This window comes from Saccharothrix isguenensis, assembly GCF_052936305.1.
The window spans coordinates 5487929-5499233 of the sequence record NZ_CP193626.1 but is presented as its reverse complement, the minus strand read 5'-3'; the positions used below and the strand labels follow the sequence as shown (position 1 = coordinate 5499233).

The 11305-nt window shown below is 73.0% G+C and carries 11 protein-coding genes; 6 read left to right on the top strand and 5 right to left on the bottom strand.

Annotated elements, in window-relative coordinates:
* Positions 1–4: 4 nt before the first annotated feature.
* Together ACRAKI_RS24175 and ACRAKI_RS24170 are read right to left on the bottom strand one after the other, a co-directional pair.
* Positions 5–961: a P1 family peptidase gene (locus ACRAKI_RS24175; RefSeq protein ID WP_447002801.1), complete on the bottom strand. Its 957-nt coding sequence runs from the start codon at positions 959–961 to the stop codon at positions 5–7.
* A 40-nt stretch (positions 962–1001) separates the two neighbouring features.
* Positions 1002–2429 (bottom strand): pyridoxal phosphate-dependent decarboxylase family protein, encoded by a 1428-nt coding sequence (locus ACRAKI_RS24170; RefSeq protein ID WP_447002800.1) that lies wholly within the window; start codon positions 2427–2429, stop codon positions 1002–1004.
* Positions 2430–2448: 19 nt separating this feature from the next.
* On the opposite strand from ACRAKI_RS24170, the gene ACRAKI_RS24165 reads away from it, so the two are divergent.
* Positions 2449–2628, top strand: coding sequence for a hypothetical protein (locus ACRAKI_RS24165; protein WP_447002799.1), 180 nt, complete (start codon positions 2449–2451; stop codon positions 2626–2628).
* Positions 2622–3368 (top strand): carboxylesterase family protein, encoded by a 747-nt coding sequence (locus ACRAKI_RS24160; protein ID WP_447002798.1) that lies wholly within the window; start codon positions 2622–2624, stop codon positions 3366–3368. Before ACRAKI_RS24165 ends, ACRAKI_RS24160 begins: the two co-directional genes overlap by 7 nt.
* 319 nt (positions 3369–3687) lie before the next feature.
* On the opposite strand, the gene ACRAKI_RS24155 is transcribed toward ACRAKI_RS24160, so the two are convergent.
* Complete coding sequence (locus ACRAKI_RS24155; RefSeq protein ID WP_447002797.1) at positions 3688–5379, bottom strand: DEAD/DEAH box helicase; 1692 nt, start codon at positions 5377–5379, stop codon at positions 3688–3690.
* A 200-nt stretch (positions 5380–5579) separates the two neighbouring features.
* Between ACRAKI_RS24155 and ACRAKI_RS24150 the strand changes: the two genes are divergently transcribed.
* Positions 5580–6566, top strand: a complete 987-nt coding sequence (locus ACRAKI_RS24150; protein WP_447002796.1) for a Gfo/Idh/MocA family protein — start codon at positions 5580–5582, stop codon at positions 6564–6566.
* A 39-nt stretch (positions 6567–6605) separates the two neighbouring features.
* Here ACRAKI_RS24150 and ACRAKI_RS24145 read toward each other — a convergent pair whose 3' ends face one another.
* Entirely contained in the window at positions 6606–7694 is a 1089-nt protein-coding gene (locus ACRAKI_RS24145) for an LCP family protein (protein WP_447002795.1), read from the bottom strand.
* Entirely contained in the window at positions 7691–8197 is a 507-nt protein-coding gene (locus ACRAKI_RS24140; RefSeq protein WP_447002794.1) for a SigE family RNA polymerase sigma factor, read from the bottom strand. Before ACRAKI_RS24140 ends, ACRAKI_RS24145 begins: the two co-directional genes overlap by 4 nt.
* A gap of 215 nt (positions 8198–8412) precedes the next feature.
* Between ACRAKI_RS24140 and ACRAKI_RS24135 the strand changes: the two genes are divergently transcribed.
* The 3 genes from ACRAKI_RS24135 (at position 8413) to ACRAKI_RS24125 (ending at position 11293) form a co-directional block, all read left to right on the top strand.
* On the top strand, positions 8413–9657 hold the full coding sequence (locus tag ACRAKI_RS24135; protein ID WP_447002793.1) for a DUF4032 domain-containing protein: 1245 nt from the start codon (positions 8413–8415) through the stop codon (positions 9655–9657).
* Positions 9658–9704: 47 nt separating this feature from the next.
* Positions 9705–10703, top strand: a complete 999-nt coding sequence (locus ACRAKI_RS24130; RefSeq protein ID WP_447002792.1) for a YdcF family protein — start codon at positions 9705–9707, stop codon at positions 10701–10703.
* Positions 10704–10834: 131 nt separating this feature from the next.
* Positions 10835–11293 carry a DUF6292 family protein gene (locus ACRAKI_RS24125; RefSeq protein ID WP_447002791.1) on the top strand — a complete coding sequence of 153 codons (459 nt, stop codon included), beginning with the start codon at positions 10835–10837 and terminating at the stop codon, positions 11291–11293.
* Positions 11294–11305: the final 12 nt, after the last annotated feature.

The window sequence follows — 11305 nt, the reverse complement described above, 5'->3', positions numbered from 1 at the left end:
ATGGTCAGGCCCCCCGGTACGTGGCTGCGGCGCGCGGGTACAGCTCGCGGTAGGCCGTGAGGTGGCCCCGCGGTGTGGTGACGGACTCGGCGCGGAGCAGGCCGTGCACCAGCGCGCGGGCGAACACCGCCCGTGCCGCCGCGAGCACCTGGTCCGGGTCGGCGTCGTGGGTGCCGGTCGAGGCGGCGAAGGCGGTGTCGCCGTCGGTGAGGCCGTGCGCGGGGCGGACGGCGATCGCCAGGCCGTCCTGGGCGGCCGTGGCCAGGGCGAACAGGTGCGGCAGGCGGGCGTTCGTGGCGACGACCCCGATCACCGTGTTGAACGGCTGGCCGTTGATCGGCTGGACGTGGCCCGCGATCCGGGCGGCGTCGAGGTCGTCGCCCTGGTAGGTGGGGAACTCGCCCGGTTCGCCGAGGTGGGTGGCGAACGGCAGGCCGGTGTCGACGTCGACGGACGGGCCGACCGCGTTCAGGGCCGCGATCGCACCCACGACCACGCCGCCGGGCAGCGTGGTGCTCGCCGTGCCCAGGCCGCCTTTCAGCGTGGCGTTCAGCGCGCCCGTGCCCGCGCCGACGTTGCCCTGCGCGACCTCGACCCCCGCGTTCCGCACCGCCCGCGCGCCCTCGTCAGGCCCGGGAAAGGTGTGGAAGTCACCGCCCCGACCGAGGTCGAACAGCGCGGCGGCGGGCACGAACGACCCCAGCTCGCGGGCCGCGCCGTCCGCTGCCGCCAGCCCGTAGGCGCTCCCACCCGTCAACACGATGCCGCGCACCTCACGGTCGCCGTAGCGGGCGTCGAGCGCCGCCGTGTCCCGGGTCGCCGGAGCCCCACCGCGAACGTCCACAGTGGACACCGTGCCGGGCGGGAACAGCACCGCCGTGGTGCCGGTCAACGCCCCGTCCCCGATCCGCGTGACGTGCCCGACCAGCACGCCGCCCACATCGGTGATCGAGTTCCGCACACCGCCGATGGTACTGGCCGGCTCCGCGACGGTTGTCCCGTCAGCTCCGGAGCAGGCGGGCGCCGAGTTCGCGGACCACGGAGGCCAGCAGGTCGACGTCCTCGTCGGTGGTCCGCCAGTTCACGATCGCCGGGCGCAGCGCGACCATGCCCCGGTACACGGTCGTGCCCGCGTACACCCGGCCGTCCTCGATCAACTCCTCGCCGATCCGGCGGTTGAGGTCGTCGAGGGCTTCTTCGGGCACACCCGGCGGCCGGTAGCGGAAGCAGACGATGAACACGGTGATCGGGGCCAGCAGTTCCAGGTCCGGGGCCTCGGTGATGCGCCGGCCGAGGCGCAGCGCCAGGTCTTGGTGGCGCTCCACCATCGCCCGGTGGCCCTCGCGGCCGTACGCGCGCAGCGTCGCCCAGATCGGGATCGCGCGCGCCCGACGTGACGACTCGGGGCCCAGGTTGTTGTAGCTGATGAACTCGTCGTCCGGCTCCGGCAGGTACGGGGCGTCCCAGCCGCCGAACGCCCGACCGAGGAACGAGCGGTCCTTGACGAACGCGACACCGCTCTCGTACGGCACGTTGAGCCACTTGTGCCCGTCCGCGGCCACCGAATCGGCACGCTCCACACCGCGCACCAGGTCCGCCGTGCGGGGGGAGAGGGCGGCGAACAGGCCGAACGCGCCGTCCACGTGCAGCCACGCGCCGTGCCGCTCCGCCAGGTCGGCCAGTTCGTCCAGCGGGTCGTAGTCGCCACCGTTGACCTCGCCCGCGTTGCCGATCAGCACCGCCGGCCCCGACGACGCCAACGCCTCGTCCAGCGCGTCCACGTCCAGCCGGCCCGCGTCGTCACGCGTCAGCGTCCGCACGCTGTCACGCCCCAGGCCCAGCAGCTGCAGCGCCTTCCGGCTGCTCGGGTGCACGTACCCGCTGGAGAACACCGGCATCCGCGGCAGGCCCGCCAGACCGTCCGCCGTCACGTCCACGCCGTGCTGTCCGGCCCACCAGAACCGCGCGCACGCCAGCCCGGTGAGGTTCGCGAACGTCGCGCTCGGCGTCAGCACCCCGCCGTACGACGCGGGCAGCCCGACCATCTCCTTCAGCCACCGCAGCACCACCGTCTCGGCCTGCGCGGCGAACGGCGACGCCGGCCACAGGCCGCCGGCCTGGTCCAGCAGGGACGTCACCCAGTCCGCCGCCTGCGCCGCCGGTGTCGCGCCGCCGACCACGTAGTGGAAGAACCGCGGCCCGGACGAGTGCGTCGCCGCCCGCGTGCCGATGCGCAGCAGGTCCGCGATCGCGGCGATCGTGCCGTCACCGGCTTCCGGCAGCGGCCCGTCCAGGTCCTTGAGCAGGTGGGCGTGCGTGGCGTCGCGCACCGGCAGGTGCGGCAGCGCGTCCAGGTACGGCCCGGCGGCCCGTGCGACCATCCCCAACGCCTCGGCGGCGTCCTCCCGAGCGTTCAGCGGATCACCCATCCTGGCAGGGTAGACGCCGATGACACGACGTGGGCGGTTCCGGTGCCGGCCGATCGACGCCGAGGTGGAGGCGTTCCCGGGCATCGGGTACGCGGAGTCGTCGTTCGGCCCGCGCCGGTTCGCCGAGCCCGTCCCCGCCTCGTCGCCGGGGGGCTGCCCGGCGCACCGGCGTGGCGGCCGGGCGACGAGGACGTGCTGACCCCCAACGCCCGGACACCGTCCACTTCGGACGGTCCGTGGCCGGTGCTGTTCTCCGTGCACGGCGGCGCCCGCACGTTCGGCTCGTCCGCCCAGCCCGACCACGACGGCGCCGCGTTGGCCGTGCTCGACCAGCGGGCGGCGCTGCGGTGGGTGCGCGAGCACATCGGGGTGTTCGGCGGCGACCCGGACGACGACACCGTGGGCGGCCAGTCGGCGGGCGCGGGTTCGGCGTTGTTCCTCGCGGCGTGGGAGCCGGTGCGGCGGGTGATCGCCCACAGCGTGCCGAACCGGTTCTACACGCCCGCTTTCGCGCGCCGGGTCGTTGAGTGGATCGACACCTCGACACCCGGGTCCACCGTGGCGTCGACCGACGCGCTCGCCGCCGCCCAGCGCACCGGCCCGCTGGCGTACGACCCCCTGCTGTTCGGGCCGGTCGCCGCGGGGCTGCCCGCGTTGCTGTTCTCGGCGGTCGGCACGGTTCGGTCGCCGGGACTGCGCGGGTTCGGCCGCGCCCGGGACATCCCGGACCACGTCGTGGCGGCTACGCGCACTTCGAGGACGCGCAGGTGCGGCTCGCGGGCGACTTCGTGTTCGGCGAGCCCACCACCCGGCTGGCCGAGGCGCACGGCCGGGCGTTCCTGGCGCGGTTCACCCGGCCGCCCGCCTGGCACACCGCTGACGTGCCGTTCTCGTCCGGCAACCTCGACGGGGCGTGCCCGAAGAACGGGTTCAGCCTGATCGGCGGGCCGGCCGGTGACGACGAGCGCGCGCTGTCCCGCCGCATGCTCCGGGCCTGGGTGGCATCTGCACGACCGGCGACCCCGGCTGGACCGGCGTGCGGCACTGGGGCGAGGTCGAGGCCAGGCGTGAACCGTGGCGTGGCGTGGATCTCTCAGCGCCCGTCGACCACCCGGTCCAGCCCGTCACCTCAACGCCTGGGGATCATGCCGCCCCGGTCGCCCGCGGCCACGGCGTTGTGGTGCGGCTCGACCGCGTGGACGAGTGGGACCGGGCCGTGTCGACCGCCCGGTGCGCCCGCGTGCCGTCCGCTCGCAGGTCAGCGCGCGGGGTCGTCGCGCTCCCGTCGCACGGTGACCTTGCGGCCCTTGATCGTGGCGCCCCGCAGTGATGCGATGACCTGCTGCGCCGCCGACTCCGGCACCTCCACCAGCGAGAACCGGTCCGCGATCTCGATCGCGCCGATCTCCCGGCCGTTCAGCCGCGCCTCACCCGCGATCGCGCCGACCAGGTCCTGCGGCCGGATGCCCGAGCTGCGGCCCGCGCCGACGAACAGCCTCGTCATGCCCGCGGACGGGCGGCGCGGCTTGCGCGGCTCACGGCGTTCGCCGCCGCCCTCGCGCCCACGGCGTTCACCGGACGGGCCCGACCTCGGCACGTACTCCGGGATCTCCTCCTCGTCGGCCGCCGCGCCGGAGGCCTCGTGCGCGAGCTTCACCGCCGCGAGCGCCACCTCCATCACGTCGAACTCGTCGGTCAACGTCTCCACCACGACCCGGAAGCCCTCCAGGTCGTCCTCCAGCAGGCTCTCGTGCAGCGCGGCCCGGGTCAGCTCCAACTTGCGCGCCCGCAGGTCGGCGATCGTCGGGACCTTCTCCATGTGGATGCGCTGCTTGGTGACGCGCTCGATCGTCTTGAGCATGCCGTGCTCGCGCGGCTCGGCCAGCGTGATCGCCACACCCTCGCGGCCCGCCCGACCGATCCGGCCGATGCGGTGCACGTACGACTCCGGCGCGGACGGCACGTTGTAGTTGACGACGTGCGTCAGCTGCTCGATGTCCAGCCCGCGCGCCGCCACGTCCGTCGCCACCAGCAGGTCCGCGGTGCCGTTGCGCAGCCGTGCCATCACCCGGTCGCGCTGCTCCTGGCTGATGCCGCCGTGCAGCGACTCCGCCCGGTAACCGCGCCCGTTCAACGTCTCGGTGAGCTGGTCGACCTCGTCCCGCGTGCGGCAGAACACGATCGCCGCGACCGGCGCCTCGACGTCCAGCACGCGGCCCAGGGCGGCCGGCTTGTGCGCGCGCGGCACGACGTACGCGCTCTGCCGCACCTTCGGCGCTTCGCCCGGCTCCGCCTGCTCGCGGCCGATCGTGATGCGCACCGGGTCGGACAGGTGCTGGCGGGCCAGCCGGTCGATGCGGCCCGGCATGGTCGCGGAGAACAGCACGGTCTGCCGCTCGGACGGCGTCTCGGCCAGGATCGTGTCCAGGTCCTCGGCGAAGCCCATGTCCAGCATCTCGTCGGCCTCGTCCAGCACGACGACTTCCAGCTGCTCCAGCTTCAACGTGCCGCGGCTGAGGTGGTCCACCGCGCGGCCCGGCGTGGCCACGACGACGTCCACACCCTGCTCCAGCACCCGCAGCTGCCGCCCGATGGGCTGGCCGCCGTAGATCGGCAGCACCCGCGCGCCCAGCTCGCGGCCGTACCGGTGCACCGCTTCGGAGACCTGCACCGCCAACTCGCGCGTCGGCACCAGCACGAGCGCGAACGGCGCCCGCCGGTTCCGGTCCGCGCCGGCCATGCGTTCCAGCACGGGCAGCGCGAAAGCGGCCGTCTTGCCGGTGCCGGTCGCGGCCTGTCCGAGCAGGTCACGGCCTTCGGTCAGCGGCGGGATGGCCTCGCGTTGGATGGGGGTGGGCTCCTCGTAGCCGAGGCCGGTGAGCGCCCGGAGGAGTTCGGGGCGCAACCCGAGGTCGGCGAAGCTGGTCCGGTCGTCGGGCTCGTCGTTCATCCCTCAAGTCTCGCTGATCGCCCCTGAACCGCTCGGTGAGGGGTCCGCCCACGATGTGGTCCCCGCGTTCCGAGCGGTGAAGCCCCGGCGTTCCGAGCGGTGAATTCAAGTGTCCTGAACGGAGGACACGGTCGTTCTGAACGGAGGACTCGCGCGTTCTGGAGGTACGACTCGCGGGGTTAAGCGGTTAATCTCTCGTTGTGAAGCCACTGCGCTGGGGTGTCCTCGGAGCTACCGCCCACATCAGCGGCCGGGTCCTGCCCGCGATCCACCGGACGCCCGGCAACGTGGTCGCCGCGGTGGCCAGTCGTCCCGGTCGGCAGGCGGCGGCGGCGAAGGTGGCGCGGCTGTTCGGTGCACGGGTGCACGACGGTTACGACGAGCTGCTGGCCGATCCCGACATCGACGCCGTCTACCTCGCTCTGCCCAACACGCACCACGTGCCGTGGACGCTTCGCTCGCTGGACGCGGGCAAGCACGTGCTGGTCGAGAAGCCGATGGCACTGTCCGAACAGGACTGCGTCCGGATCGAGCGCGCCGCCGCCGACCTCGTGGTCATGGAGGCGTACATGTACCGCTTCCACCCGCAGCAGCTGCGTGCCGCCGAACTGCTGGCCTCCGGTGAGATCGGCGACCTGCGGGTGGTGCGGTCCGCGTTCGCCTACCCGACCGCCACCGAGGGCAACATCCGGTTCGACCCGGCGTTGGGCGGCGGCGCGACGTGGGACGTCGGCTGCTACGCGTTCGACGTGCCGCTGTGGGCGTTCGACACCGACCCGCTCCGGGTGCGGGCCACGTTCCACTCGCGCGAGGTCGACCTGAGCGCGGTGGCCACGCTCGACTTCGGCGACGGCCGCTGGGCGGTGCTGGACTACAGCCTCGAATACGGGCCGCGCGCCGCCTACGAGTTCCAGGGCACCCGCGGCTCGATCTCCGTGCGCAACGCGTGGACCAGCCCCGACGAGACCGGGCTGATCACGGTCGTCACGCTGGACGGCGTGCGCGACGAGGTCGTGCCCGCCGCCGACGCCTACGAACACCAGACCGCCGCGTTCGCCGAGGCCGTGCGGGAGAAGGTCACGCCGCTGGTGTCGCCCGCCCACTCGGCGCGGACCGCGAGGGTCGGCGAAGCGCTGGTGCGGTCGGCCGTGACCGGCGCCGAAGTCACGCTTCGACGCCGGCCGTGACCTGATCGACCAGCCGTTCCGAGCCGGCCGTTCCGCCGTCTAGTTCACGCAGCCGTCGTGCGCCGGCCCGGTGGGCTGGGCGGGCGTGCCAACGGTGGGACCGGCGGCCGGAGGCGTGGCGGACGCGGCGGCGGGCTGGTCGGCGAAGAAGTCCGCCGTGAACGCCCGCACCGCCGCCGGGTCGACGGCCAGGCTCGCACCCGCCTCCGTCTCGATCTGCTCGCCGACGGGGATGATCGCCGTCCGCACCGTCCCGTTCAGGTGCTGGGCGAGGTCCATCGGGTTCCACCCGGCATCGGTGCGCACGTTGGCGCTCACCACGTCCACCAGTTCGTCCACCTCCGCCAGGTCACCGGACACGACCTTGCCCACCAGCGAGCGCAGGAACGCCTGCTGCCGCACCATCCGGTCGAGATCGCCGTGGGGCAGGCCGTGGCGCTGCCGCAGGAACGCCAACGACTGCGCGCCGTCGAGCGAGTGCCGCCCGGCGGGCAGGTCGATGCCGGCGAACTGGTCGCGGGCCGCCGTCCTGAGGCAGACCTCCACCCCGCCGACCGCGTCGGCCAGCGCGCCGAAGCCCGCCAGGTCGACCGACGCGTAGTGGTCGACCTGCGTGCCCGTCAGCATTTCGACCGTCCGCACGAGCGCCTCCGCACCCGCCGCGTGACCGTCCCGCCCCTCGGCCCGCGCGGTCGCGTGGGCGCGGGAATAGGCGGAGTTCAGCTTGCCCCGGCCCACGCCGGGGATGTCGACCCACGAGTCGCGCGGCAGCGACGCGGCGGTGGCCGAGCCGTCAGGGCCGAGGCGGGCCAGCACGACGGAGTCGGTGTTCACGCCGTCGTCCAGGCCGATCAGCAGCACGTTCTGCGCGGGTGCCGGCGTCGCGACCTGCTCCGACGGCGGTGCGGCCGGGGCGACCGCCCCGGACGACGCGCCCCGGTCCGTGCTCAGCGGCACGATCACCGCGACGGCGGCGACGGCGGCGGTCACCCCGATGGCGGCGAACAACGCGGTCGGCCGTCGTCGGGACTTCCTGTGGCGCAGGGTGGCCAGCACGGTGCGGTAGTCGACCGCCTCGTCCGCCTCGGCCGTGATCGCTTCGCGGATCAGCTTCTCCTGGTGGTTCATCGCAGCACCTCCGACGGGGTGTTCTCGTTGACCCGCAGCTTCTGGAGCGCCCGGGAGATGTGACTGCGCACGGTGCCTTCCGCGCAGCCCAGGACCTGGGCGATCTCCGCGTCGGTGCTGTCCTCGTAGTACCGCAGCACGAGCGCCGCCCGCTGTTTGCGCGGCAGCACCGCGATCCGGGCGCGCATCGCGTCCCGTTCCGCGTGCAGCGACGCGTGGTCGGCGACCACCGGCGCCACCTCGTCCAGCGCGGTGTGCGTGGACGACACGTCCCGCGTGGCCTTGCGACGACGCCACGACAGGAACTCGTTGGTCACCATCCGCTTGACGTAGAGGTAGGGAGCCGCCATCGCCCCGATCCGGCCCCACCGTTGCCGCGCGCGCAGCAGCACGTCCTGGACGATGTCCTGGGCGAGGTGCTTGTCGCACGTCAGGGCCGTGGCGTAGCGCAAGAGTCGATCAAGACGTTCGGTGACGAACTGGTCGTAGTCGTCGTCCGGCACGTCGCCCCCTTCTGCCGCTGTCGGTTTCCGTTGCGGTCGGGAAACCCTCGGGAGGACGTCCCACGTTGAACGACTCGGGTGTGACCTGTGACACGCATCGCGGTACCGGTTCGCCCTCTTGATCGTGGTGAACAGGCCATTCCTTGGGACGCGTGGATGCCTGAGCCGCGAAACGGGTAGCTTCCGGACGTCCGCGCACCAGCTACGGGGAGCTCATGCGATTCCTCTTCCGCCCACCCGCCGCCGAGGCCGGTGGCCTGCTCTCCCTGCCCTGGGCCCAGCCGCTGGAGGAGTGGGACGACAAGCTGCTGCTGACCGTGCCGCAGCGGGGCATCTCGCGGCACGTCGTCCGGTTCGTGGCCAGCGAAGGCCAGGTGTACGCGCTCAAGGAGATCGCCGAATCGTTGGCGCGGCACGAGTACGCGGTGCTCGGCGACATGGAGCGGGAGGGCATGCCCGCGGTGTCCGTGCTCGGGCTGTGCGTCGACCGGCCGGACGACCAGCAGGCCATCCTGGTCACCCGCTACCTCGAACACTCGATGTCCTACCGGTACCTGTTCTCCAGCCCCCGCGTCGAGCACTCGGCCGATCGCCTCGTGGACACCCTCGTCGAACTGCTCGTGCGGCTCCACCTGTCCGGCACGTTCTGGGGCGACTGCTCGCTGTCGAACACGCTGTTCCGGCTCGACGCGGGCAACCTGGCCGCGTACCTGGTGGACGCCGAGACCGTCGAACGCCACCCCGTGCTGTCCAGCGGCCAGCGCACGTACGACGTGGACCTGGCGCGGGAACGCATCGGCGGCGAGCTGATGGACCTGGAAGCCGGCGGTCTGCTGCCGCCCGACATCGACCCGGTGGAGGTGGCCGACAGCGTGCCCCGGCGTTACGCCGCGCTGTGGGACGAGGTGACCCGGGAGGAGTTCTTCCGGCTGGACGAGCAGCGGTACCGGGTCGCCGAACGCCTGCGCCGGCTCAACGACCTGGGCTTCGACGTCGGCGAGGTGGAGCTGGTCACGTCGGACAGCGGCGCGCGGCTTCGGGTCGACATCCGGGTCGCCGAGATCGGGCAGCACCGGCGCGAGCTGTTCAAGCTCACCGGCTTGGAGGTGCAGGAGGGGCAGGCGCGCCGGCTGCTCAACGACCTCCGCTCGTTCCGAGCCTACCTGGAGCAGCGCGACGGCCGGCCGGTCCCCGAGACCACCGCCGGTCACCTGTGGCGCAACGAGGTGTACGACCCGGTGGTCGCCGCCGTGCCGCCGGACCTGCTCAGCGTGCTGGCCCCGGCGGAGCTGTTCCACGAGGTCCTGGTCCACCGCTGGTACCTGTCCGAACACGCCGGCCGCGACGTGGGCACCACCGCCGCCCTCCGCTCCTACCTCGCCACCGTCCTGCCCGACCGCGAGGCCGAGGCGGAAGCCGCGACCAACCCCGACCTGGACCTCGACGACGACCCCACCTGACCCCGCGAGTCGCGCGACGGGGTGGCGGGCCGCTTAGATTCCTGTCCATGATCTTCGGGATCGCGGCCATCGTGCCTGCGCTGTTCTTCATCGTCGGTGTGATCCGGGACCGGCGGCGGATCGGGAACGCGGTGTGGCTCGGTGTGACGTTGGTGTTCTTGTTGCTGTGGCTGCTCTTCCGCGCTTCGGCGATCGGCGGGTGGGCGGCCGTCGTCGTCGGGTACGGTCTGCTGGCGGTCCTGCTCGGGTTGGGGTTCGTGCTGCCCGTCGCACTGATCGCGAACGGTGTGCTGATGGTGCGGCGGGAGGGGTTCCGGCCGGCGAACCTGCTGTCGCTGCTCGCCGGGCTCGCGATCTTCGGCGTCGTCTACGCGTTCGGCTTCGCCACCGCCCACACCGGACCGTTGGTGGACGTGGTGATCGGGTCGCTGCTGATCGTGGCGGCCTACGTCGCGTTCCTGTTCGTCAGCCTGCTGCTGTACTCGGTCGTCTACGGCAGCGTCGGCCGCCGCACGGGCTTCGACGCGATCGTGGTGCTGGGGGCGGGACTGATCGGCGACCGCGTCCCGCCGCTGCTGGCGAGCAGGCTGGACCGAGGCATCCACCTGTACCGGCGCGAGGTCGAGGCGGGCCGCACGCCGCTGCTCGTCGTCTCGGGCGGGCAGGGGCCGGACGAGGAGGTGTCCGAGGCGGCGGCCATGCGCGACTACCTGCTCCGCCGCGACGTGCCCGACGACCTGATCGTGCTGGAGGACCGGGCGACCACCACCGAGGAGAACCTGGAGTACAGCGCGGAACTCCTCGCCGAACGCGGCTGGACCGGCCGTGCGGTGGCGGTGACCAACAGCTTCCACGTGTTCCGCGCCGCGGTCCTGGCCCGCCGGCTCCGGCTCCGGATGCAGATCATCGGCGCGCCGACGGCGTGGTACTTCCTGCCCAGCGCGTTCCTGCGCGAGTTCGCCGCCATGCTCACGCACAACCCGATCACCCACACCGTCACGTGCGGCCTGCTGGTGGCGGCGCACGTGGTGCTCACGCTCCGCTGATCCACACCCGCACGGCGAGTGCGCGCCGGCCGGGGGAATTTGCCTCTGGCCGGGGTCGGGCGTCGTTTGCCGACCCACCCGCCGGGTAGTCGGACTGGACGTCGCCGTCACGACGAACGGGGGTGGAGGCGGTGGATCCCGACCTCGACTTCGACAACACACCGGCCCGCGGCCTCGAGCGGTACGTGCGGGCCGTCGCGGCGGAGTTGGGGCTGGTGAGCGACTGCTCGGCCGCCGACCCCGGCCCGCCCGCGACCGCCTACCTCGCGGTGGAGGGGGCCGTGCCGTCCCTCCCGGGACAGGACGTCTCGTTGCTGTGGGACGAGGAGTTCGGCTGGGCGGGCGCGGTGGAGACCTGCTCCGGTGAACCGCCCGTCGTCATCGCCTACTTGAGGGGTGACGTGCTGCCGGAGACCGCGGAAGTGGCCGCGTTCGTGGCGGCCCTGCTGCGTGGTGACCACCCCGGCGACCCCCGGCCGGTGCGCCTGCGCGCGTACGGCGCGGCCGACGACCTCATGGACCGGCTCAGCGGGTACCCGGAGGGGGCCTTCCGACGCGACCACCGACGCGACCACGGTGACCAGCGCTGACCAGGGCTGACC

Bases quoted from the DNA above. Each gene is read 5' to 3' on its own strand.
- ACRAKI_RS24145 (WP_447002795.1), bottom strand. From the start codon at position 7,694: ATGAACCACCAGGAGAAGCTGATCCGCGAAGCGATCACGGCCGAGGCG.
- ACRAKI_RS24170 (WP_447002800.1), bottom strand. From the start codon at position 2,429: ATGGGTGATCCGCTGAACGCTCGGGAGGACGCCGCCGAGGCGTTGGGG.
- ACRAKI_RS24165 (WP_447002799.1), top strand. From the start codon at position 2,449: ATGACACGACGTGGGCGGTTCCGGTGCCGGCCGATCGACGCCGAGGTG.
- ACRAKI_RS24135 (WP_447002793.1), top strand. From the start codon at position 8,413: ATGCGATTCCTCTTCCGCCCACCCGCCGCCGAGGCCGGTGGCCTGCTC.
- ACRAKI_RS24155 (WP_447002797.1), bottom strand. From the start codon at position 5,379: ATGAACGACGAGCCCGACGACCGGACCAGCTTCGCCGACCTCGGGTTG.
- ACRAKI_RS24130 (WP_447002792.1), top strand. From the start codon at position 9,705: ATGATCTTCGGGATCGCGGCCATCGTGCCTGCGCTGTTCTTCATCGTC.